Source organism: Syntrophaceae bacterium, assembly GCA_013177825.1.
Classification (GTDB): Bacteria; Desulfobacterota; Syntrophia; order Syntrophales; family PHBD01; genus PHBD01.
In genome coordinates this window covers 327,124-349,588 of the sequence record JABLXX010000003.1, presented here as the reverse complement: position 1 = coordinate 349,588, position 22,465 = coordinate 327,124, and the positions used below count along the sequence as shown (strand labels likewise).

General features: G+C 54.9%; 18 protein-coding genes and 4 tRNA genes. 6 read left to right on the top strand and 16 right to left on the bottom strand.

The window, feature by feature from the left end; translation table 11 throughout:
- Positions 1-16 precede the first annotated feature (16 nt).
- The 12 genes from HPY65_09280 to HPY65_09225 all read right to left on the bottom strand — a co-directional run bounded on the left by HPY65_09280 (position 17) and on the right by HPY65_09225 (position 12,813).
- Positions 17-493: an N-acetyltransferase gene (locus HPY65_09280; GenBank protein NPU84668.1), complete on the bottom strand. Its 477-nt coding sequence runs from the start codon at positions 491-493 to the stop codon at positions 17-19.
- A 49-nt stretch (positions 494-542) separates the two neighbouring features.
- Positions 543-1,547 carry a Gfo/Idh/MocA family oxidoreductase gene (locus HPY65_09275; GenBank protein NPU84667.1) on the bottom strand — a complete coding sequence of 335 codons (1,005 nt, stop codon included), beginning with the start codon at positions 1,545-1,547 and terminating at the stop codon, positions 543-545.
- Between the two features lie 73 nt (positions 1,548-1,620).
- Positions 1,621-2,763, bottom strand: coding sequence for an exopolysaccharide biosynthesis polyprenyl glycosylphosphotransferase (locus tag HPY65_09270; GenBank protein NPU84666.1), 1,143 nt, complete (start codon positions 2,761-2,763; stop codon positions 1,621-1,623).
- Positions 2,764-2,855: 92 nt separating this feature from the next.
- Positions 2,856-3,755, bottom strand: coding sequence for a polysaccharide biosynthesis tyrosine autokinase (locus HPY65_09265; GenBank protein ID NPU84665.1), 900 nt, complete (start codon positions 3,753-3,755; stop codon positions 2,856-2,858).
- Between the two features lie 6 nt (positions 3,756-3,761).
- The gene (locus HPY65_09260) at positions 3,762-4,676 is read right to left on the bottom strand and encodes an AAA family ATPase (protein NPU84664.1); all 915 of its coding nucleotides are present in this window, start codon (positions 4,674-4,676) and stop codon (positions 3,762-3,764) included.
- Positions 4,677-4,678: 2 nt separating this feature from the next.
- On the bottom strand, positions 4,679-6,139 hold the full coding sequence (locus HPY65_09255; protein ID NPU84663.1) for a hypothetical protein: 1,461 nt from the start codon (positions 6,137-6,139) through the stop codon (positions 4,679-4,681).
- Positions 6,140-6,157: 18 nt separating this feature from the next.
- A complete protein-coding gene (locus tag HPY65_09250; GenBank protein NPU84662.1) occupies positions 6,158-7,432 on the bottom strand; it encodes an outer membrane beta-barrel protein in 1,275 nt (424 codons plus the stop codon).
- 13 nt (positions 7,433-7,445) lie between these two features.
- Positions 7,446-8,057, bottom strand: coding sequence for a hypothetical protein (locus HPY65_09245; GenBank protein NPU84661.1), 612 nt, complete (start codon positions 8,055-8,057; stop codon positions 7,446-7,448).
- 214 nt (positions 8,058-8,271) lie between these two features.
- The gene (locus tag HPY65_09240) at positions 8,272-8,760 is read right to left on the bottom strand and encodes a response regulator (protein NPU84660.1); all 489 of its coding nucleotides are present in this window, start codon (positions 8,758-8,760) and stop codon (positions 8,272-8,274) included.
- A gap of 297 nt (positions 8,761-9,057) precedes the next feature.
- A complete protein-coding gene (locus HPY65_09235; GenBank protein NPU84659.1) occupies positions 9,058-10,383 on the bottom strand; it encodes a PAS domain S-box protein in 1,326 nt (441 codons plus the stop codon).
- Between the two features lie 656 nt (positions 10,384-11,039).
- Positions 11,040-11,115 (bottom strand) — tRNA-Lys (locus HPY65_09230).
- Between the two features lie 180 nt (positions 11,116-11,295).
- The gene (locus HPY65_09225) at positions 11,296-12,813 is read right to left on the bottom strand and encodes a hypothetical protein (GenBank protein ID NPU84658.1); all 1,518 of its coding nucleotides are present in this window, start codon (positions 12,811-12,813) and stop codon (positions 11,296-11,298) included.
- A 169-nt stretch (positions 12,814-12,982) separates the two neighbouring features.
- Between HPY65_09225 and HPY65_09220 the strand changes: the two genes are divergently transcribed.
- The 3 genes from HPY65_09220 (at position 12,983) to HPY65_09210 (ending at position 15,171) form a co-directional block, all read left to right on the top strand.
- On the top strand, positions 12,983-13,324 hold the full coding sequence (locus HPY65_09220; GenBank protein ID NPU84657.1) for a hypothetical protein: 342 nt from the start codon (positions 12,983-12,985) through the stop codon (positions 13,322-13,324).
- A 77-nt stretch (positions 13,325-13,401) separates the two neighbouring features.
- A complete protein-coding gene (locus tag HPY65_09215; protein ID NPU84656.1) occupies positions 13,402-14,436 on the top strand; it encodes a PAS domain S-box protein in 1,035 nt (344 codons plus the stop codon).
- A 228-nt stretch (positions 14,437-14,664) separates the two neighbouring features.
- Positions 14,665-15,171, top strand: coding sequence for a hypothetical protein (locus HPY65_09210; GenBank protein NPU84655.1), 507 nt, complete (start codon positions 14,665-14,667; stop codon positions 15,169-15,171).
- A gap of 121 nt (positions 15,172-15,292) precedes the next feature.
- On the opposite strand, the gene HPY65_09205 is transcribed toward HPY65_09210, so the two are convergent.
- From HPY65_09205 to HPY65_09190, 4 genes are all read right to left on the bottom strand, one after another.
- Positions 15,293-15,369 (bottom strand) — tRNA-Arg (locus tag HPY65_09205).
- 20 nt (positions 15,370-15,389) lie between these two features.
- Positions 15,390-15,466 (bottom strand) — tRNA-His (locus HPY65_09200).
- Between the two features lie 10 nt (positions 15,467-15,476).
- A tRNA-Arg gene (locus tag HPY65_09195) sits at positions 15,477-15,553 on the bottom strand.
- 88 nt (positions 15,554-15,641) lie between these two features.
- Entirely contained in the window at positions 15,642-17,381 is a 1,740-nt protein-coding gene (locus HPY65_09190) for a hypothetical protein (GenBank protein ID NPU84654.1), read from the bottom strand.
- A gap of 152 nt (positions 17,382-17,533) precedes the next feature.
- Here HPY65_09190 and dprA point away from each other — a divergent pair, with 152 nt between their 5' ends.
- From dprA to trmFO, 3 genes are read left to right on the top strand one after another with little or no spacing between them, the layout of a single operon-like run.
- Positions 17,534-18,733, top strand: coding sequence for a DNA-protecting protein DprA (gene dprA, locus HPY65_09185; GenBank protein NPU84653.1), 1,200 nt, complete (start codon positions 17,534-17,536; stop codon positions 18,731-18,733).
- Positions 18,734-18,736: 3 nt separating this feature from the next.
- The gene (gene topA, locus HPY65_09180) at positions 18,737-21,103 is read left to right on the top strand and encodes a type I DNA topoisomerase (GenBank protein ID NPU84652.1); all 2,367 of its coding nucleotides are present in this window, start codon (positions 18,737-18,739) and stop codon (positions 21,101-21,103) included.
- A 34-nt stretch (positions 21,104-21,137) separates the two neighbouring features.
- On the top strand, positions 21,138-22,448 hold the full coding sequence (gene trmFO, locus HPY65_09175) for a methylenetetrahydrofolate--tRNA-(uracil(54)-C(5))-methyltransferase (FADH(2)-oxidizing) TrmFO (protein NPU84651.1): 1,311 nt from the start codon (positions 21,138-21,140) through the stop codon (positions 22,446-22,448).
- The last annotated feature ends 17 nt before the right edge of the window (positions 22,449-22,465 follow it).

Here is a 22,465-nt window from a genome sequence, read left to right as displayed (position 1 = left end):
TGAATATGCCCCGACATCACTCTGTCTGTATCCTCAGAACCTTGGCAGGGTTGCCGGCGACGATGGCCTTCGGCGGCACATTCTTCGTAATGACGCTTCCGGCTCCCACGATCGCACCTTCGCCGATTGTCACATTGGCAAGGATCGTTGCACCGGAGCCGATCGACGCACCTTTCTGAATCAGGGTGGGTTCCACGGTCCAGTCCGCTTCGGTCTGCAGCCTGCCGTCGGCCGCAGTGGCTCGCGGATAGGAGTCATTGACGAACGTAACGCCGTGGCCGATGAAGACGTCGTCTTCGATCGTCACGCCTTCGCAGATGAATGTGTGGCTGGAAATCTTGCAGTTCCTGCCGACAGTGGCGTTTTTCTGGATTTCCACGAAGGCGCCGATTTTGGTGTTCTCGCCGATCGTGCAGCCATAGAGGTTTATGAACTTGGATAACCTTACATTTTCTCCAAGTTTGACGTCTTCAGATATGCACAGGTAATCCATTATCGTAACACCTTGAATGAGAATACAACGCCCGAATTGGTGCGTTGGGTTACAGGTAGACCATTTTGCCCTTGTTGCTCAGTGATTCATTGGCCGCAGTCAGCATTCTTACCACGTTCAAGCCGGCCAAACCGTCATTCACGACGGTTCCCCCATTGCTTACGTAATCAACGAATTTCTCCGCGATCAGCTTGAGCGCCTCCGTCTGTTCAATCTTTGGCGCCCACATGTCCCCCGAGCGGTAAGCGACAAGCAGGTTGTATTGGCCTTCTTTTGTCCGGACCTCGACACCCTTGTCGTAGATCCTGATTTTTTCGTCCGGTTCAACGTCATCCCAGACCAGCATCTTCTTTTTCCCGCCAATAAACGTCAGTCTGACCTTCACCGGGGAGAGCCAGTTTACATTGATGTGGGCAATGACGTTGCGGGGGTAATAGATAGTCAGATAAGCGATGTCTTCCAGCTTGCGGCCAAAATGTTCTGCTCCCGTTGCCACGACGGCCTGCGGCTTGTCGCCGATTACGTAATGCATGATGGATATATCATGGGGGGCAAGGTCCCAGACAACATTAACGTCGTGCTGAAAAAGACCTAAATTTACCCTGGCGGAATCGAAGTAATAGAGATCCCCGAGGACATGGTCGTCGATCAGCTGCTTGATCTTTCTGACGGAGCCTGTGTAGAGGAAGGTGTGATCCACCATGATTTTCAGATTCTTTTTCTGGGCCAGTTCAATGAGGGTTTCCGCTTCGGAAACCGTATAGGTAAACGGTTTTTCGACGAAGATGCTCTTGCCCTCCTGCAGCGCCATCTTGGCCAGTTCAAAGTGTGTAAACACCGGTGTGGCGATGGCGACGGCATCGACTTCAGGGTCCTTGATCAACAATGCGGGATCCGTGGTCAACCGGATATGCGGATATGCCTTTTTGACCTTTTTGTGGGTCTGGGCATTCATATCACAGACCATGGAGACCATGGACCCATTGGCAGCGCTGAAGTTCCTTACAATATTGGGTCCCCAGTACCCATAACCGATAACGCCCATGCGAAGCATAACAATCTCCTTCCAGCAAATTGGTTAATGACTAATTGTGACTCCTGAAATTGGAGAAACAGGCGGGCCATGATCAGTACGCTCCATCTCCCGTCAAAACAGCCCTTGGCGTTTTCAACAGAATCATGAGATCGAGCCACAATGACCATTCATTGATATACTTGAGATCAAGGCGCACCATTTCATCGAAGGTCGTTCGGCTTCTCCCTGTTACCTGCCAAAGCCCGGTGATCCCGGGTTTGCACGAAAGCAGCCTCCTCCTGTGCCATATGTCGTATAGATCGCACTCGTAAGGGATAGGAGGTCTCGGTCCCACGAGGGACATATCACCTGTCAGGACGTTGATCAACTGAGGAAGCTCATCCAGACTCGTCCTTCTCAACCACTTTCCCACCGGGGTGACGCGGAGATCATCTTTCAGCTTGAATACTCCAGGTTCCACTGCTGCGCTTTGCTGCTCGGCTATAAATTTCTTCATATAGGCCCGATGTGCTGCAGGATCGTTGTCGGCAGACATGGATCTGAATTTCAGAAAGGTGAAACCTTTGCCGTTGTACCCCAATCGATCCTGCCTGAAAAAGACCGGGCCATTGGACGTCCACTTGATGGCTGCTGCAATCACCAGAAACACGGGTAACAGCAACAGAAGAAGTGTCGCACTGACGGATACGTCGATCAATCTCTTCACTGTCCGCGAAAACTGTTGATTCTGGTCCCGTTTTAAGAGGTCCGGATACAGCTTGTTGGAAAACTTCACGTCACTGGATGCATCATCCTTCTGCTCCGGGAAGACATGAAATGATATTTCAATCTTATCGAGCAGTTTCCTGGACAGCTTCTGACTCAACCGCCCATAGATGATGCGGATGATACCCTCAACCAACGGCGCCTCCATAGATGTCATTTCCGTCAGAATAATCCCGATGACCCGGTTGCGATCATACCAGCCACGGATATCGGTTTCTCTCAGGGTTGACTTCAGGGCTGAATCAATTCTGTTCAGAATCTCTTTCGGGTTCGGTTCGTTTACAGCCTTGGAAATATCGAGGAGAATAAGAAGGAAAGGCTTCCTGGATCGTTCTGTTCTTTGTCTTTCAACCCGAAGGAGGTGATGAAAATGGCTTTTGCTGTAAAATGGACAATCGTGTTCCCCGCTGGCTAAAATATTGTCCACCGTGTCAGATTCCGCTGTGAATGGCTTTGCCTGCTGATCCATAATCACCGTTTACTTCGATCCGGAGATTGAATGTCGGCCTTCTATATGGTGAATCCCATTGAACTTATCTCTGCTGGCCTCCTCTCTAATACTCAGAGATCTTCCTTTTTCCCGGCCCGTAACCTGCCAAAGACCATTTTTGCGTCCCCTGCCAAGGCCCGGATTTTCGACCAAGCGGTCGGTTCCGGGTGAGTTTTCGAGTAACGGTAATCGTAGTAGTAGCGGTTTGTCCCGAAATACCTGCGCGTCATGGCCGTTGTTCTGAACTCCATGGCATTGAGAACCACGCCTATGATCTTGTTCCTGTCCAGCAGCGCAAGGGCCTGCTGAACCGATTCCCGGGCTGTATGGCCGGATTTGATGACGAACAGGATGCCGTCGACCATTTCGTTCAGGACACTCGGTTCGGTTGTCGCCAGGACTGGAGAACAATCCAGGATGATATACCGGTCCGCATATCGCGACCTCAGCTCCGTCACGAGGGATTTCATTCTGTTGGATCCGATCAGCTCGACCGGGTTGTCCTGAATCGAGCCACCCGGCAGAATGCTGAGCTTTTCGATAGAGGTGCTGATCAACAGGTCCGTCAGTTGAGCCTCTCCCTTCAGGTAGTCGGAGAGCCCCTTGGCCTCGCGAAAACCGAACCAGTGCGTAAGCGCTGGATTTCGGAGGTCGCAATCGACAACCAATGCATGGCTGTGCAACTCGGTAGCAAGCATGACAGCCAGGTTAGTAGCGATGAGGGTTTTCCCCTCGCCTGCCACCGTGCTCGTGAGCATGATCGTCTTCGGGGAGCCTTCGATTCCCTGCTTGATGATATGCTGTCTGAGCCTCCTGAACTGTTCGGCCGCCATGGAAGACTGTGCGAAGAAAGAAACCAGTTTGTTGTCGAGGTAAAGATCTTCCTGCTTGATCTTAGGGGGCTCTACCTTGAGCTCTTCCTGATGCTTTTGCCGTTCAACTTTCTGAAGTGCATCAAACATTCTGCCCATGAGCGGTCATCTCCATAATTTGAGGATCGATTCCTGATAAATAAAAGCCAGAACGACAATCAGAAGAAACATAACGAGAAGAAGCCACAGCGTTTTACCTGTTCTTCTCTTTTTCGAACCCTCCAAAACAGCTTCAACATCTTCGATAATGCCTTTTCCGATCCGGCCCTGTTCCATTGAAAATCCCGTGAGCAGGGCATTGTCGCAGACAATATTGATCAAGCGTGGAATACCATTGGAATATTGATAGATTTCCTTGATCGCGCTGTTATCGAAAATATGGATATTTCTCGCTCTAGCTCTCTTGAGACGGTGCTCGATGTATGCCTTTGTTTCCTTCAGACTGAGTGGTTTCAAATGATACCGGATTGTGATTCGCTGCTTCAAGGGGCGGAACCGCGGCTCAGCCAGGATTCTGCTCAGTTCGGGCTGCCCCAGTAAAATTACGTGAAGCAGCTTCTGCTTCGATGTCTCCAGGTTCGTCAGAAGTCGAACCTCCTGGAGCAGTTCCGGCTCCATGCTTTGGGCTTCGTCGATGATGAGAAACACCTTCTCATCCCGGGCAAAGCACTCGAGGAGGAAGTTGTGCAGGGCCGCCAAGCTCTGCCCCCGAGACTTCATTCCATCCGATTTTATACCCAGATCGTCACAAATGTAGTTGAGGAAATCACCTCGATCCAATACGGGATTGAAGATATATGAGGTTCGAACATGGCCGTCGAGCTTGCTGAGAAGCATGTGGACGAGAGTTGTTTTCCCTGTTCCAGCCTCGCCGATAATGACACTGAAGCCTTTTCCCTCCTGCACCGCATACTGCAGATGGGCGAGTGCCTCCTGATGGTTCTCGCTCAAATAGACAAATTTAGGATCCGGCGTTATTTCGAAGGGTCTGTCCCTGAACCCGTAGAACTTCTTGTACATGATCAGGTCGTTCCCTCTTCAATCTTGGGAATGTTTGCTAGGACCTTGAGTCCGAGGGTGACCTCGACATCTCCGGAATCATGGAACGAGCGATCCAACTGTTCCCGTAAGAACGCCATTCCGAAGCCACCAACAATGCCGGCCACAAGACCGATGAGGAGAATCCTGGGAATATCCGGGGAGAAAGGCTTTTCGGGGGTGCGGGCCGGATCGATAATCCGGAACTGCTCGCCCTTCTGCCTCCGTTCAAGGTTTTCCGCCTGCTGTGCCTCCTGGCTTTTTTTCAAAAGCCTTTCGTAGTTCTCTTTCGTCATTTGGTGCTCTCTCAAGAGCGAGGCCATGTCTTGTTCCCGGGCCGGTGTCATCTCGACCCTGCCCTGGTATTTTCTGATCTCGGACATGAGATTGCGCTCGCTTTCCTGGGCGCGCGCAATCTCCGCACTGGTCAAAGCCAGTTGATTGGCCAATTCCCTGTATCTTGGCTGTCTCTTTACGTCATATAAGGGCAGATTCTTTTTCCTTTCCAAGTCGTTCAGCTTCTTTTTGGTGGCGACGACGTCAGGATGGCTTTCCGTGTACCGGGTCCTAAGATCTTCGAGCTGTCTGGTCAGCATGTCCTTCTGGGATTCGTAGGAACCTCTGCTGTCAACGGCTCCGGAGGACGAATCATACTGCTGGTCAGAGCCGGGTGTTCTGCCCCCCGGCATGCTGACGGGCGAATCCAAGTCGGACATCTGCTTCTGAAGGTAAAGCTTCCGATCCTGGGCGGCCCGAAGGCTTTCGCTCAGTCTCTGGTATTGGTTTTGCATTTGCTCCATGATTTTAAGGTTGGCGTCCATCTGCTGGGGCAGGGCTCCCATGTGGCGCTGCTTGTACTGAGTGACGGCGGCTTCCATTTCATCCAGCTTTTTCTTCGCCTCCGTGAGTTCGACGGTCAGGAACTCCGTCGTCCCCACGGCCTGCTGTTCACGCAATTTCAGATTTTCTTCGATAAAATGCGAGGCAAGCCGGTTGGCAACAGTCGTGACAATGTTCGGGTCGCGTCCGATGTAGCTGATCGTAAAGAACCCCTTCGATTCATCCTTTCGCGTCGGGAGCTCGATCTTGATGTCCTTCTGCATCAGAGCGACGATTTCTTCACGGGAGAGAGACTTCCGCTCCTTCTGGTAAAGGTTCAGGTCATTGATGATCTGCTCCAGGCGGGTTCGGCTCAATACCTCCTGGGCGATCGACTGCAACCGCTCCTCGACCTTTGACGTAACCGTGGCCTGAACGAACGCTTCCGGGATCCTCTGCGGGGTAACAAGGATCAGCGTACTGGCCTTGTACTGGCGGGGGGCGAAAATCGTGTACCCCACAGCGCCTGTCACAATCAGCACAAAAGGAATCACGATATACCAGATCCGGCGCCGCAGGATCTCGATGTAATCGGCTGCCGTGTATGCTTTGGCCGGGTTGATCATGGGTTTGCGCGCTCCTTATTAATAAGTGGCTGTAACCGTTAACATTCCCCTGTTCTCGGTGTAATCGTATGTGGACACGTCGGAATTCCTGTTCCTGCGCGAGATTTCCAGAGCAAGCGTCAGCCACTTCAGGGGTGAGTACGATGCCCTGGCGCCGATCCCCCAGATATCGTCCTTGTGCTCCGGCTGGTCGAATTCCGCCCTCTCGTAACTTCCGAAAGCACCGATGGAGATGTGCCGGTCCAGCATGTGTGTTACAGAGCCGGTCACCCGGTGATACCGGTTGAAACCCAGATTCTCCGAGGTAAAGAAATCTTCCGTATAACCGCCCTTAATACTGATCTGGAAAGTAGTCCGCGGATCGATATTCTTCAGATCAGCCTTGTACGAAAACCCGTCTTTCCGGGACCCGCTCTCCGGCACTTTCCAGAAATAGCCAGCCTGCGCGGATGCATTCAGGGTCGGAGTCAGCGCATAGGTTATTCCCACGATAGGTTCGTGAATGTCATAATCAACACCGGGTGAATCGAACACCCGCTTGGAATAAGCGTATTCCCCGAAGATGGAACTTCTCTCGCTGAAACGGTTGGTGTAACGGGCACTTGCCCGGTGGCCGGTCAGGTCCGGACTCGTCTCGAAGTCTCCCTTGGTAAAGCCATAGTCAAGACTGATCCCGTTTCGCTTGTCGAACCAGTAAGTAAAAAAAGGATTGACGAAATTTTCATGGCTGTCATTACCCGAAGAACTGTCCGTTCGATACAAATTGTTGCGGTAGTTGAGGCCAAGGCGGTTTTCCGGCCCGAACTGGTATTCAATTGTCGGAGACAAGACGTTACGCCAGTAAACCGCCCTCTCCCTCTGTGTGGACAGTACGTATTTGTTCTCCTCCGTCGTTGTGTAATATTCGCTTTCCCTTGTATCTTCGGAACGAATGAAAGATTCCTTGAGATAAAAATTGATATGTTGCGATGTCATGTATTTTGCATTCATCGAGGCCTTATGGCTGATGTAGTTCAAGTTGGTGTATTTCGAGTAGAACACGGCCCCGAGGGAGTAATCCAGATCCAATCCCCCCCTTTCATCCATGTTGGAAAATTTGATTCCGGGCTGAACGGTGGTGTAGAAATCCTTTTTCTCGTTCGTCGATGTCAGGTCCAGGTTATTGCTGAATTGCTCCTTGATGCTGAGGTAAGGATGGAATTTCGAGAGCAGGTCCGCCGCTTGGACAAGCGGTGCCGAACTCAGCCAAAGCAAACAACTCAAAAAAAACAGAATACATTTCTTCGGATTCATGATGGCTCCCCTTTCATCTCACGATGACTGTATCGCCACTCTTGATCATATTATCCGGCTCTTCTCCGTCGATAATCTTCGTATAATTTGCCGTTATTCTCTTCTCCTTGCCTTTTTCTTTTGTAATGATCATGATTTTCTTTTGGTTAGCCCATTCCGTGAATCCGCCGGCCATGATGATGAGTTTGGTCAGGGTCATGTCACTGCGTATGACATAAACACCTGGTTTTTTCACTTCTCCGGAAACATAGGCCTTGTAGCTGTTTGCCTCCATGACTGTTACTGTAACCGTTGGATTTTCCACGAAGGTCTTGAGCTTATCCGTCAGCGCTTCCTTCAATTGGAGAGGGGTGAGACCTGCGGCCTGGATATCGTTCACGAGGGGAAGGGAAATTTTTCCGTCGATTCGCACCGGCACCGTCTTGGTGATCGAGTCTTCCCTCCAAACATAGACCAGCAGGACATCTTCAGGACCGATGATATACTGATCGCTGTCGGCAGCGACTGCTGCCTTTTCCTTCGGGGGGGGTAGCGGAGCCTTGCCGTCTTGGGCAAAACTGGTGGTTGGCGCTGTCGCCAAGAAGACCCCTATCATGATTAGGGAGACCGCCCATGCTTTTTTCATGATTCCCTCCAATGCAAATCAATCTTTGTCGAACAATTTTTTTACCAATTATCAAAATCGGTATTACAAGTCGAGAATTATTTCAGCAACATAATGCTGCTATTTTACAATAATCAATGAAGGGGTTTCCGATATGTAGAGTGTTAGCCGCGCATGATGTGCGTCCACATGCTTTAACGAGAGGTGCTGAGGATATGTAAGAGAGACTGGCACGTCATTTCAGCAATCTAGCCAAGACAATTCCGAGGATGAGCCAAACGGGAATTGAAATCAAAAGACACCAGACAATCCCCTGAACGTTTTTCAGCCTTCCTTTGAGGGAACGTTCTAAAATCGCCCGTTCAACCTTCATCTTGATCTCATCAAGGTTAAAGGGCTTAATGATATAATCGTTGGCACCTTTCTTGATCGCGTCCATGGCCGTATCGATGGACGGATAACCCGTGATCATAATGAAAATTGCCGTCGGATTGATGATTTTGATCTGATTCAGTAATTCCAGCCCGTTCATTGGGCTCATCATGAGATCTGATATGACGACATCGAAGTGATCTTCTCTATATTCCGTCAAACCTTCCTCGCCATTTGTTGCACATACAACTTTGTAACCTAAGCTGCTTAGGAAGTCTGAAAGGATTTCCCGCATGCTTTCTTCATCGTCGACAACCAATACCCGGGTTGTTCTTTTTTTTTGAAAAGCCATATATCCGACTCTGCGCAACAGTTTTTTGTTGCTATGATCAATGCTGAAATCAATATGATCGTTGAGACATACCTCTTGTAGCTTAGGGCTTAACTCCTGTTATCTCGTTAGAAGATCATCCGTCAGAACAACGGTAGAATCAATATTCCTCTTCATAGAGTTGCCCGACAGTTTTCTACGAGCACTTGATTGGTCATGTTCTTTAAGTAATACATCCCAAACCATCCACTATGCCCTAAGAATTTGGTTCTCTTAAAAACGCGGCAATTGGTTCATGTAGATGTATATACCGTTCCGCTAACCTCTATTCCTGCTCATGTCGGCTTCCGCCTGTACCAGTGTATCAAACAGTGAGCATCCTTTTTCTCCAGTTGCAAATCCTAAAGATAGGTTTAACATTTCACCCTTGTTTCTCTTGTTGTGCTCCTTGATGCTATTCTTGAGCCTCTGGATGATATTTTCTACGACCGACTGGTCCGACGACGGCATGAGAGCTGCGAATACATCACCGCCAACCCTGGCGACCACATCCTCGTTCCGGAAGATTTTCAGGATTTTTGCAGTCTGCTTCAGAAGATTATTCCCCGCGGCGATGCCTTCGTTCTCATTGACTGCAAGCAGGTCGTCCACCTTTACAGTGATAATGCTGACAGGGAACTGCCTTCCATTTGCCAACCGATTCAACTCTTCGTCGAAATAGGTCCTATTGTAAAGGCCGGTCAGCACATCGTGGAAGCTCATATACCAAAGTTTCTCTTCCGTTTCCTTGAGATCACTGATGTCAATGGCCAGACAGATAACACCGACGATGTCCCCATCATCATCCCGGCAGGGCATCCGGTCGACCTGAAGCCAGCGTCTCCCGCGTATGCTGGGTAAAGTAGCTATGAAACCCCGTTTCGAAATTCCAGAAGACATGACTTCAGCATTCACTTGAAAGAAGTTCGAAAGCTGCTCTGCCGGCAGATTCGGAAACAGATCCGTGAATGTCTTGCCGAGGATCTCCTCCAGCGGGAAGCCGAGAGCTTTACAGAAGGCCTTGTTGGCCCGGATAAAGCGGTGCTCCTTGTCTGTATAGAATATGCTTGTCGGAATGGAATTCAGGACAATCTGCAAGTCGATACGGTGCCGTTGCAATTCTTCGCTGATTCGCTTCTGCACGCTGATGTTGCGGAGCATGCCATGTATGGCAACTCCCCATTTGTAGGGAACGAAGAGAACAAATGACTCACACTCGATTCTTGAGCCGTCCTTTTTCATGCCGGTGTATTCGAACTGTCGGGCTGAAAACTCGCCGCGCGTCCCTTGACGATACTGTTCCCGGATAAGGCCCCTGCATTCCGGCGCGATCAAATTCATGGGATCAAAGTTGGTATGGCATATCTCCTCTGACGTGTAACCGAACATCTGGGAGAACTGATCGTTGATGAACTCGTATTTTCTGTCGAAGACGACATAAATGGCCTCCTGCATGTGGTTCGCCTTTGGGAAATAGCGGCCAATCTTCTCCCCAAAGTCCGGCTGCAACCTCCCCTTTTGTATTCCTTCCAATTCGGAAATCCGCATCTTCATAGCAGCGATCTCCTCTAGCAATTGCTTCTTGGTTTTGCCGGATGCCTTCATGCTTTCTCGACCTCCAAAAGTGATAGATATGGGTGACATCATGTATTGGATAGCGATGGCTTTAACCATTCAAATTTATGCTGAATTAGGGGAGGCATAACAGAAATCAGTCAAAACATCAACAAATATCAGCAATATTACATCCCAATGTCAGTGTAGATATGCTTCACTTATGCTGTTGAATCGTAAAGTATCCTTTTGAGATTTTTTTGTGCCCTCGCGGATAAAGCGGCTGTGGGGATAAGTTCGTCGAATTGTGAATCGGCATGCAATCATGATCTACCTTTGGATGTAATCGGCATCTAAAATTGACCCACCCCTATCCGTTCTCTACTCTGCCGGCAATCGGGCGGAAGGAGGGCTGCGGGGAGATACTTGCTGTGGAGGCCCTTTGTGAAACTCGGTTATCGATCCATCGGGATGGCAAATCGATCACATCAGATCTTGAGAAAGATCCGGAATTTCACTGGGCCAAAATTGCATGCCTACGGTGTTCTCAATGCCGATTGACAAAATATACTTTCACAGCCTTGGCGCTATGAAACGTGCGGCGATTGAGAAGTACGAAGAAGCAGTCGGCGCGGATAAATCCACACACAGACCCCCACACAAAAAAACACAAGGGGTTAAGCTATGCGCCTAACCCCTTGTATTTATGGTGGGCCCTGACGGGATCGAACCGACGACCTTGTGATTAAGAGTCACCTGCTCTACCAGCTGAGCTAAGGGCCCGTGTTTGTTTATTCGGAACGGACGAGCCCTTTAACGTAATCTAAAAGGCATTGCAAGCATTTTTTCTTTCTCTTTCCGGCAGCCACATTTTCCCCGCCGCACTTCCCGAATCTCCCCAAAGCATTGGATGCCCGGCCCGGACCGGGCCTCCTGACCCGTTGCGCAGAATCGGGGAACGCCTTATTTCCCGGACTGGAATCCCTCATCCCAATCGTAGCCCCAGACAGCGCTTCCCATGGGGATCTTGTATCTTCGCCTTTCATCGTAGGACGGGTAACGGCGTCCGCCGCCCTCCACGGGAAGCATGCTGACGGGGAACTTCGGTGGCAGGAGACCGTTTTCACGGGCTTCCCTCTCCAGCCATTCCCGGTCATCCGGATGAGCGATGGAAATAAGGGCCGCTGCACGCTCATAACCGCTGAGGCCGCGGAGGTTCACAATGCCGAATTCGGTGCAGACGTAGTTGGCAAACTGGGCCGGCACATCCACGGTCGAACCCTCCGGAAGAAACGGAACGATGCGGGATGTTCCGTGCTTGCTCCGGGAGGTCATGGAGGCGACGCCCCTTCCGCCCCGGGACTGGGCGCAGAAGGTAACGAACTGGAAATAGCCGCCCGTGGAAGAAATCGGGCGCTTTTCATAAAATCCGGAGCACTGCTGGCCCAGCAGGTCCACGGCCACGCAGTTGTCGATGGCGATCATATTGTCAATCCTGGTCAGGATGTTCATGTTGTTCGTGTAGTCGATGTCATAGACCGCCATGGCCTGGTTCCGGTGAATCGTGTTGTAATACCAGTCCACATCCACAGGGAAGGCGAAGGACCAGACGCTCTTTCCCCGGTCGATGCTTTTGTAGGCGTTTGTCACCTGCCCCGATTCCATGAGCTTGATGAGGCCGACGTTCATCATCTCCGTGTGGATCCCCAGATCCTTGAATCCCGCATCCGACATGGCGGCGACGCAGGCTGAGGGCAGCGAGCCGATGCCCAGCTGGATCACGTCCCGGTCCCGCATGATCTTCATGACGTTCCTCGCAACGGCCTCTTCTTCGGGTTTGGCCTTGATGACTTTCTCATTGATTTGCGGCCAGCGGTACTTCTCGCAGTCCACCTCGACCCAGTAGTCGATCTCGTCGATATGAATCGTGTTGAAGCGGCCGCCCTCCGCCCAGGGATAGTCTGAGCGGACTTCGAAGACGATCTTCTTCGCCGTTTGCCGGAAGATATTGCAGTTATTCGTCCCGTAGGACATGTTGAAATAGCCGCGCTCGTCGGGAGCCGTGGCGGCGTTGAACCACCAGTCCATGCCCCGCTTCTCCCTCGCGACGTTTGCAAACCGGTAGTGGTGGGCCCACATCCCGTAGGCCCAGCCCCACTGCGCCCAGTCGGAGACGTTGTGTGTGTCGCGGGCCCTGCGATTCCAGGGGAAAAAGAAAAATTCATGGATGGCATGATATTCCTGCATTGGATCGAGCTGTCGTAATTCCAGGTGGGGGTAGAACATCGCATACATCCAGAATTCGATGTTCTTCAACTGGCCGAGTCCACCACCAAGTCGCTTGGCCACCGCCTCGGTGCAGACCGTGGAGTCACCACCGACGCTGCCATGGTTGATCCAGTCGCCCGACTTGACCATATCGGCAATCTGCTCCGGTGTTCTTTTTTTGTCCCTGATTTTCTGCTGCACCGGTGTAGTCATTTGCATCTTCCTCCTGCTGATGTTGAAGTGTGTTCTGCCCCCTCGTCCCCGTTCAATAACAACCCCTGCCTCCGGTCTCGTCAACGGGGCGGCATGAAAAGCAGGAGCGGGCGATAAGCATCAATAAAAAGGGACCGGGCTGCACATTATCGAACGCGCGGGAAACGTCATGATCGTCACAGAAGGCGGTCCCGCCGGAGAAAAGAGATCGACAAGTCGATTCATCAGGACAGTCGGCAGGGAGACCCGCCGAACCGGAAGTTTTTTCTTAACGGATGCAAAGGCTTCTGTCAAGGAAGGGACGGAAATCATTGGATGGGTACCCATGAAATCCTCCATCCGGAACCGCAACGGGTGCATCCGTACTGCAGGCGCATTCGGAACAGAGAGAGCAGTGCAGGCTTCATTCTCCCGTTCCATGGACGCGAATCCCAGGTGGACATTCTTCCCAATAATCATTGCCGGAAAAGCGGGCATGTTCTACGATGCGGCCGCTTTTTACCCTGAATGAGCAGTCCGGATCAGCATCAAGACGGTTCATTTTCATTCCTTGGACCCCGCTTCGTGCTTCCAGCCGGGAAGCGGGTGATGGAGGCGATGCCCATGGCGGACGGCGAGCGCAAAACCGGAGAAGTGCTGATCGATGAGACCCGAGTCCTGCGAAATCCATCAGCCGGCCCGGGCAAGGTGGAGGAAGACCTTTCGGATGGCGCCCGGCATTGCCGTAAAATTCAGACCGATACAAATGATCGCAAGGAGTACGGGAGCGTGCCTCCGGACAGTGAATCGAACTACCGGGCCATCTTCGAAAACGCGATCATGGGCATCTATCAAAGCAGTCCGGAGGGAAGATACCTCAAAGTAAATCATGCTTTCGCCCGCATTTTCGGATTCGACTCGCCGGAGGAGGTCATCCGTTCCGTCACGGACATCGGAAAGCAGATGTATGCAAATCCCGAGGATCGATCCCGCATCATCGCGTTGCTGAATGGGCGCGAGTGCGCCACCGTCGAGACGTCGATCCGACGCAAGGACGGAACCATCGGCTGGATCCTGAACAACGTGCGCATCGTCCGGGATCAAGACGGCAAAATCCGCTATTATGAAGGATTTGTGCAGGATATTGCAGACCTGAAACAAGTGGAAGAGGAACTCCAGAGGACGCTCCGAGAACTCGAATCCCGCGTTCGGGAGCGGACAGCGGACCTGGAAGAGACCAACACGGCTCTCCGCATCCTGGTGAATCGCCGGACGGATGATCAGAAACATCTTGAAGAAAGGCTCCAGTTGAACGTAAACGACCTCATCCTTCCGATTATCGAGGAATTGAAGGCCGGCGGGATGGACAAGAAAGGCATGGCCTATCTGGCCATCCTGGAGTCGAACCTGAAAGACATCGCCTCTCCTTATCTGTACACCCTCCATTCAGCACATCGCAACCTCACCCCCAGGGAAATCCGGATCGCCGAGATGATTCGCGGGGGGATGAAAACGAAACAGATTTCCGAACTGATGGGCATCAGCCCTGTAACCGTCGAGACACACCGCAATCATATCCGGAGGAAACTTGGTTTGGTCAAAGCAAAAGCAAACCTTCGCTCTTACCTTCTATCCATCGTATAATATGTATTATTTCTACATGTAATATCCCATATTATTCCATATTGTTCATTCATCGTTTTCCAGTATTTTGTGCACTCTTTTGGTTGTTTCAATCCCGGCGCGGTCATTACGGATGCATGGTACATTTGTCTATTTTCGATGGGTTACATGCATGAGCAAGTGGGTCGGCCGGCGGAGCCTCACAGTGGACGGTCTACGGAACCAGGGCAAAGATATCGAGGAGAAAATATGACATTCCGCGCCAAGAGTGACCCCAGCCATCCAACCGCTGCGCCCATCCATCCCGTGGCATCGAATTCCTCTGATGTGGCGGCTGCTTCACCGGTTCACGGGCATCGAAAATCTTCAGGAAAGGATTCGTCGCTGAAATTGTTCAGCCAAAACGGCCCCATCCTGGTGAAAAACATCCGCATGAAACTTGAGTCGGGTGGGACGGAAAGTGTCTTCATCCAATTTGACAGCTATCAGAAACCAGCGTTCCTGCTTAAGCTGGATGGAGATGAGCCAAAGATAAGCGTGATCCTCAAGAATGCAAAACTTAGTCCCAGGATTCAGAAAAGCATTCATGCAGGCGGTAAGTTTCTGCGCCGGATTCGAACCGGAGCCAACGGGACGAACGGAGAACTGAACATCATCCTCGACATATACCCTCGATCAAGTTGTCAGGCCAGCTACACCCATTGCCTGGGTGCGAACCTCTTCCGCATCGACATTTCGGCCGGTAGCCATAAATAAAGAGCTGATTCCTGCATCCGTCGACGTACGGAGGACAAATCCCCGAAAAGGGAGAAAGGCAGCCGTGAAAGTAAAAAAGCCAAGGGGACGTCGACCCGGATCGACATCTCCTTGGCTTTTTTGGCGCGCCCGGCACGATTCGAACGTGCGACCAACAGGTTCGAAGCCTGCGACTCTATCCAGCTGAGCTACGGGCGCATAGGGGGAAAATGGGAAAATGGGGTGAGTGAAGGGAATTGAACCCTCAACCTCCGGGGCCACAACCCGGCACTCTAACCAATTGAGCTACACCCACCACGAATATCTGGTACGCCTGGAGGGATTCGAACCCGCGACCTACGGATTAGAAGTCCGTTGCTCTATCCAGCTGAGCTACAGGCGCATACGGCAGCAGTTTCCTCCAGGTCTTCTGAAAGGAGGATGCTCATTACCCCCTTTGTTTTTTTTTGTCAAGACGAAACCCCGGCGCTTTACCGCACGTATCCGGCGATGCCGTCGAACTGGTAACCCTTCTTCTGCATGCTCTCGCCGTTCGGGTCCGTTGTGAAGAAATGGACGCCGCGGGAAGGATGATACCATCGGTAGAGCTCCCTTGACTGGGCCAGGCGGAACGTGGCGATGTTCCCGATGGATCCTTCGAATATATATCCCTGCAGGTTCTTGCCGCCACCCTGCAGGTCATAACCATAGAAGCGGTCCCCCTTCCTCGGGTTGTACCACCGGTAGAAGCTCGTCGTCCCCGGCGCTCCCGGACTGAAGAGCCGGAAAGCGAGCCCCTCTCTCACATACGCCCCCGCCTGCAGGTGGGACTGCTCGGCCTGGGGATTCGTCGTGAGGAAATAATCCGTGCCCCGGACATAGCGATAGACATCGAGCAGGCGGGACACATTCTCCGCTGTCACCTCCAGGGAAATCTCCATGAGCTTGTCCCCCCCGTTGGAGGTGAAGAGGATCTGGTCGGCATACCATCCGGGGCTCAGATGCTGCGGATTGACGACCACATTGATGTAATCCGTTTCCCGCAGCGTTCTCCCGGATTTCGGGAAGACGGTGATCCAGCCCGCCGGTCCCTTCTGGACCTGCCTCCCTGCAATCCGCACACCCTGCAGGACGGCCCGTCCCGCCGTGCTCACAAAAGACAGCGTATGGGGACCGTCGGCCAGGTCTTGCGCCAGAAGCGTTTCCGCCGATTCTCTTTCCTCCGCCCGGCAGCGGATCGTCTGCAGAAACCGGTCGTCGAGGAGAACGCTCAGATCCCCCCCGTCCGGATCTTTCCAGTAATAAAGCGTGATGCCGGTTCCCGAGAACTTTATCTTCAGGCTGTTCCCGCGGCCGGTCCCAACGGGATATCCCTCCTCTTCCATCCAGACCGCCCCGGACACATCGATTCCCGCCTTCAGGGTCGCCGGAGGCGCGTAGGAACCCTTACCTTTCGCGGCTTCGTTGAAGAAGGAGACGTACCGGCCCGGCGGCGGCCAGAAGGCGCTTTCCTGTGCCGGACTCCCTTGAAGGTCAACGGACCACTTGAGGACGTCCTTTCCATGGTTCGTGAGCTCCACCCTTCTGGTGACACGCTCCCCGATGCCGACGGTTCCGAAATCAAGGCGGAGCGGATTTAGATGAATGAGGGGCTGCATCTCAGGATGGATCACGTGGTATCGGAAAAAAAGACTGCGGCTTCCGCCCGTGGAATTGATCCGGATGATCTCGCGGTGAACACCCGGCTCGGCTTCCCGTCTGCAGGTCATGGAGTGCGCCCCGAAGTCCAGTGACAGGGCCAGCGGCATGGGGCCCCCCTTCCCTGAATTTCCTGCGCTTTCTGCCACCTCCCGGGCGTATTTGAGCCGGATTGGGATCTCCGCCGCCCGGACGTCCAGATGACCGCTTAGTCCTTGTTCGGGGGAGCAGTTCCATCCCTCGGGAGGGGAAAGGGTCCACTGGAGCGATCCTCCGCCCATATTCTTCAGCACGAACAGGCCCGTTTCCGGACTGCCTGAACCGATGGGGCCGAAATCGATTTCCCGGGGGGAAACGGTAAGAAGTGGCGGTACGGCCACAGGTCCCTGGGCTATGGTCCGCACCCTTGCCGGAACCGCCGATTTCGGGGGCCCAGCCGAAGCCTCCCGGATGCAGGGGAGGAAATGGACCGACAGCCAGCCGACAGCCAGCAGCAAAAGACCGATTTTTGAGAAAAAGCGACGGGACGCCATGGCAGGATCCTCTTGAAAACTGACCCTGTGTATCTGAAACATGCAAATTTCGCAATGCTTTTTCCCTTTTTTAAAATACTTGACACTGGAAAATCATTCTGTATACGTAACGCGCCTTCCGGGTGCCGACAAGCCGGGTCCTCCTCACAGATATGAACCACCCTGAAATGTTGAAGTACTGGCTTGCCCTGCACCGGGTTGAAAAGGTCGGCGGCATCGGCTTCATCCGGCTTTTGGAAGCCTTCGGCTCCCCCGAACGGGTCTTTTCCGCCCCCCCGGAAGCCCTGAAGGCTTTTTCCGGCGTAGGAGCGAAGGCGGCCGGGCAGATCAAGGACTTCCGGCAATGGGACCAGGTGGAGGCGGAGCTGGAGAAAGCCCACTCCCTGGGAGTCACGATCCTGCCCTGCACGGACCCGTCCTATCCGGTGAGGCTGCTTGAGATCTACGATTTTCCGCCCCTGCTGTACGTCAAGGGCGAACTGAAGGCGGACGAAACCTGTATGGCGGTCGTGGGATCCAGGGCCGCCGGCATCTACGGCCGCTATACGGCCGAGCGGCTCTCCCGGGAGCTGGCCCTGCGCGGCGTAACCGTGGTCAGCGGACTGGCCCGGGGAATCGACACGGCGGCCCATCGGGGCGCCCTGGCCGGGAAAGGCCGCACCATCGCCGTTCTGGGTTGCGGACTGGACGTGACGTATCCGCCGGAGAACGGCGCCCTGCTTCAGGAAATCACCCGTAGGGGCGCGGTAATCACCGAATATCCCTTCGGCACGCCTCCGAATGCGTCCCACTTCCCGGCCCGCAACCGCATCATCAGCGGACTGGCGCTGGGCGTGACGGTCGTGGAGGCGACGGAAAAAAGCGGATCCCTCATCACGGCCCGGCTGGCCTTGGAACAGGGGAGAGACGTCTTCGCCGTCCCGGGAAGCGTTGATGCCGCCGGCTCCAAGGGCACGAACCGCCTCATCAAGGAAGGCGCGAAGCTCGTCGAATCCGTCGACGACATCCTGGAGGAGATCCTTCCCCAGTTGGAACGAAGAAAACCGGGCGAAACCGGGCCGGACGCCCTTTCCGCCCTGAAGAAACCAACTCCGGGGCCATTCGCCATGAAGGCCGGGGACCCGGAACCTTCTATGGCCGGCCCGGAAGGAAGGCAGAAGACGCCGCCCACGCCCCTCAGCGGACCGGAGGAAGCGCTCCTCGGTCTTCTATCGGACATTCCGATCCCGGCGGATGAGATCATCCGGGCATCCGGGGGGAAAGCAAACGATGTACTGGGCCTTTTAATGGGGCTCGAAATCAAGGGAGCCATTCGACAGCTCCCGGGGAAAAAATTCATACGCAAGGAGTGACGGATGTCCCGTTCCCTGATCATTGTAGAATCACCTGCCAAGATCAAAACCATCCGGAAGTATCTGTCCGATGACTTCGAAGTGGCGGCCTCCGTAGGCCACGTGAAAGACCTGCCCAAAAACACCCTTGGCATCGACGTCAAGAAGGGCTTCGAGCCGACTTACCAGGTCATCGACAGCAAGAAGAAGGTCATCGCCGATCTGAAAAAGGCGGCCAAGAAGGCAGACAGGATCTACCTGGCGCCGGACCCCGACCGCGAAGGAGAGGCGATTGCCTGGCACATCGCCCAGGAAATCGGAGGCCGGGACAAGACCGTCTACCGTGTGCTCTTCAACGATCTGACGAAGAATACCGTTCTGGAGGCCCTGAGCAAGCCGCTGGCGCTGGACATGAACAAGTTCGAGGCCCAGCAGACCCGGCGGATTCTCGATCGGCTGGTTGGCTACAAGATCAGCCCGCTGCTGTGGGACAAGGTGAAGCGGGGACTCAGCGCCGGCCGCGTGCAGTCCGTCGCGGTCCGCCTGATCTGTGACCGGGAGCAGGAAATCCTGGCCTTCGTGTCCGAGGAATACTGGAACATTGCGGCCCTCCTCCGGAAACGGGAGCCGACGCTCGCCAACGGGCAGGCGGCGTCCTTCGAGGCCAGGCTCTTCCGGCTCGACGGAAAGAAGGCCCGGGTGACCAGCGCGGAGGAAGCGGAGAAGGTCGTTGCCGAGATCGAGGCGAATGCGCCGGTTGTCTCCCGGGTCGAGCGAAAGGAAGTGAAGCGGACCCCTCCCGCTCCCTTCACCACCAGCAAGCTCCAGCAGGAAGCATCACGCTGGCACCGCTTTCCCGCCAAGAAGACGATGTCCGTGGCCCAGCGCCTCTATGAAGGGGTAGAGCTGGGAAAGGAAGGCTCCGTAGGGCTCATCACATACATGCGAACCGACTCGGTCCGCGTCGCCGACGACGCCCTGAAGGAAGTCCGGGCCTACATCGCTGAAAATTACGATCCCGCCTACCTTCCGGCCAAGGCGAGGGCCTACAAGGTATCCGGCTCGGCCCAGGACGCCCACGAGGCCATCCGGCCCGCCTCCATGGCCTACCGGCCCCAGGACATCCGGGAGTACCTCACGGACGAGCAGTTCAAGCTGTACAACCTGATCTGGAACCGCTTCGTGGCCAGCCAGATGAACCCCGCCGTCTTCGACCAGACGATCATCGACGTGGAAGCGGGCCGCTGCCAGCTCCGGGCCCAGGGGCTGGTCATGAAGTTCCCCGGCTTTACAACCGTCTACACCGAGGGCAAGGAAAACGGGAATGGGAACGGAAACGGCGAGGACGAGCCGGAAGACGGACGCCTCCTGCCGGACGTCATACAGGGAGAGGCCCTCAACCTGGTTCCCCCCGTCCGGAAAGAGCAGAAATTCACCCAGCCGCCGCCCCGCTTCTCCGAGGCTTCCCTGGTGAAGGAACTGGAGGAAAAGGGAATCGGCCGTCCCAGCACCTACGCGACGATCCTGAGCACCATCCAGGAGCGGGAATACGTCCGCCTCGAAAAGGGACGGTTTTCCCCGACGGAGCTGGGCATGCTGGTGACGGACCTCCTGGTGAAGAATTTTCCCCGGATCCTCGACGTGGCCTTCACGGCCTCCATGGAGAACGAGCTGGACGGGATCGAGGAAGGCAAGAGCAACCGGCTCGACATCCTGCAGAATTTCTACTCTCCCTTCGAGGCGGAGCTGAAGCAGGCGGGCGCGCAGATGCGCCGGGTCAAGGGCCAGGAGATCCCGACGGACGTCGTCTGCGACAAATGCCAGAGCCCCATGGTCATCAAGTGGGGGAAAAACGGCGAATTCCTGGCCTGCTCGAACTACCCCGCCTGCCGGAACACGACGAACTTTTCCCGCGGCGACGACGGCCAGATCGTCCCCGCCGAGGCGACAGCGGTCGAGACCGGGAAGACCTGCGACAAGTGCGGCAAGCCCATGATTCTCAAACAGGGTCGATTCGGTCCCTTCCTGGCCTGCTCCGGCTACCCCGAGTGCAAGAACACCGTGAATCCCCGCGACGAGGCCCGGCCGGAGGAGGCCGCGGAGGGAGCCCTGGCGCCGGTCTGTGAGAAATGCGGAAAGCCCATGGTAACCCGCCGGGGGCGTTTCGGCCCGTTCCTGGGATGCTCCGGTTACCCAGAGTGCAAGAACATCGTCCGGCAGACCCGGTCGGGCGCCCCCGCTGCGCCGGCGCCGCCGCCGGAGCTTACCGACATCGCCTGCGAAAAATGCGGCAAGCCCATGGCCATCCGCCGGGGCCGCTTCGGACGATTCCTCGGCTGTACCGGCTATCCGGCGTGCAAGAACATCCAGAAGCTTCCCCCGCAGTCATGACCGGGTCCTCCCCGCGCGAGCGACGGAAATCTCCATGACGACGCGCCAGCCCACGATCATCGTCGGCGGAGGCCTGGCCGGCTGTGAAGCCGCCTGGCAGCTCCTGCGCCGGGGCCACCCGGTGGAGCTCTGGGAGATGAAGCCTTCCCGGTATTCGCCGGCCCACCGTTCGCCCCTCCTGGCGGAACTGGTCTGCAGCAATTCCCTGCGCTCCGGCCGTGTCGAGGACGCCCCGGGCCTCCTGAAGGAGGAGATGCGCCGGCTGGGCTCCCTCCTGATGGAATCGGCCGATGCCACGGCCGTTCCCGCCGGCCGGGCCCTGGCGGTGGACCGGATCCTGTTTTCCCGCCGGATCGAGGAAGCCCTGGGGAAAGAAGAGAATTTTCGCCTTCTGCGCCGGGAAATGGCGGAAATCCCTGAGGACCGGACGGTTATTCTCGCTTCGGGCCCCCTGACCTCGGACGCCCTCGCCGAATCCATCGCCCGCCTCACCGGACGCGGCTATCTCCACTTCTACGACGCCATCTCCCCCATCGTGGAGGCCGAAACCATCGACCGCACCCGCGTCTTTTCCGCTTCCCGGTACGATGCCGGCGAGGGGGACTACCTGAACTGCCCGCTGGACCGTCAGGAGTATGAACGTTTTCACACCGCCCTGACGACAGGGGAGGAAGTCCCCCTCCACGACTTCGAGGAGACCCGGTTCTTCGAGGGATGCCTGCCCGTGGAAGTCCTGGCGAAACGGGGAGCTCTGGCTCTGGCCTATGGTCCCATGAAGCCCGTCGGGCTGACGGATCCCCGCACCGGTCGTCCCCCATTCGCCGTCGTCCAGCTCCGGCGTGAAAACCTGGAGGGAACGCTCTACAATCTCGTCGGCTTCCAGACAAAGCTTACATGGCCGGAGCAGGCGCGGATCTTCCGGATGATTCCCGGTCTGGAGAATGCCGGGTTCGCCCGGTACGGGAGCATCCACCGGAACACGTTCATCGACTCCCCTTCCCTGCTGGATTCTTCCCTTCAGCTCAGGGACCGGGAGGGAATCTTCTTCGCCGGCCAGATCACCGGCGTGGAGGGATACATCGAGTCGGCGGCCATGGGCCTGCTCGCGGGGTTGAACGTCGCGTTCCGTCTGGAGAGAAGGGATCTCCCCCCGCCGGCGAAGGAAACGGCAATCGGCTCGCTGCTTCACCACATCACGGAACCGGGGAAAAAGGATTTCCAGCCCATGAACGTCAACTTCGGCCTGTTCACCCCCCTGGGCCTCAGGCTCCGCCGCCGGTTTCGCGGGGAGGCCTATGCCCGGCGGGCTCTGGAGGCACTGGAGCTGTGGAAAAGATCCCTCTGATCAAAAGGATCTTGCTG

Bases quoted from the DNA above. Each gene is read 5' to 3' on its own strand.
- HPY65_09280 (NPU84668.1), bottom strand. From the start codon at position 493: ATGGATTACCTGTGCATATCTGAAGACGTCAAACTTGGAGAAAATGTA.
- HPY65_09275 (NPU84667.1), bottom strand. From the start codon at position 1,547: ATGCTTCGCATGGGCGTTATCGGTTATGGGTACTGGGGACCCAATATT.
- HPY65_09270 (NPU84666.1), bottom strand. From the start codon at position 2,763: ATGGATCAGCAGGCAAAGCCATTCACAGCGGAATCTGACACGGTGGAC.
- HPY65_09265 (NPU84665.1), bottom strand. From the start codon at position 3,755: ATGGGCAGAATGTTTGATGCACTTCAGAAAGTTGAACGGCAAAAGCAT.
- HPY65_09260 (NPU84664.1), bottom strand. From the start codon at position 4,676: ATGTACAAGAAGTTCTACGGGTTCAGGGACAGACCCTTCGAAATAACG.
- HPY65_09255 (NPU84663.1), bottom strand. From the start codon at position 6,139: ATGATCAACCCGGCCAAAGCATACACGGCAGCCGATTACATCGAGATC.
- HPY65_09250 (NPU84662.1), bottom strand. From the start codon at position 7,432: ATGAATCCGAAGAAATGTATTCTGTTTTTTTTGAGTTGTTTGCTTTGG.
- HPY65_09245 (NPU84661.1), bottom strand. From the start codon at position 8,057: ATGAAAAAAGCATGGGCGGTCTCCCTAATCATGATAGGGGTCTTCTTG.
- HPY65_09240 (NPU84660.1), bottom strand. From the start codon at position 8,760: ATGGCTTTTCAAAAAAAAAGAACAACCCGGGTATTGGTTGTCGACGAT.
- HPY65_09235 (NPU84659.1), bottom strand. From the start codon at position 10,383: ATGAAGGCATCCGGCAAAACCAAGAAGCAATTGCTAGAGGAGATCGCT.
- HPY65_09225 (NPU84658.1), bottom strand. From the start codon at position 12,813: ATGACTACACCGGTGCAGCAGAAAATCAGGGACAAAAAAAGAACACCG.
- HPY65_09220 (NPU84657.1), top strand. From the start codon at position 12,983: ATGATCGTCACAGAAGGCGGTCCCGCCGGAGAAAAGAGATCGACAAGT.
- HPY65_09215 (NPU84656.1), top strand. From the start codon at position 13,402: ATGGAGGCGATGCCCATGGCGGACGGCGAGCGCAAAACCGGAGAAGTG.
- HPY65_09210 (NPU84655.1), top strand. From the start codon at position 14,665: ATGACATTCCGCGCCAAGAGTGACCCCAGCCATCCAACCGCTGCGCCC.
- HPY65_09190 (NPU84654.1), bottom strand. From the start codon at position 17,381: ATGGCGTCCCGTCGCTTTTTCTCAAAAATCGGTCTTTTGCTGCTGGCT.
- dprA (NPU84653.1), top strand. From the start codon at position 17,534: ATGAACCACCCTGAAATGTTGAAGTACTGGCTTGCCCTGCACCGGGTT.
- topA (NPU84652.1), top strand. From the start codon at position 18,737: ATGTCCCGTTCCCTGATCATTGTAGAATCACCTGCCAAGATCAAAACC.
- trmFO (NPU84651.1), top strand. From the start codon at position 21,138: ATGACGACGCGCCAGCCCACGATCATCGTCGGCGGAGGCCTGGCCGGC.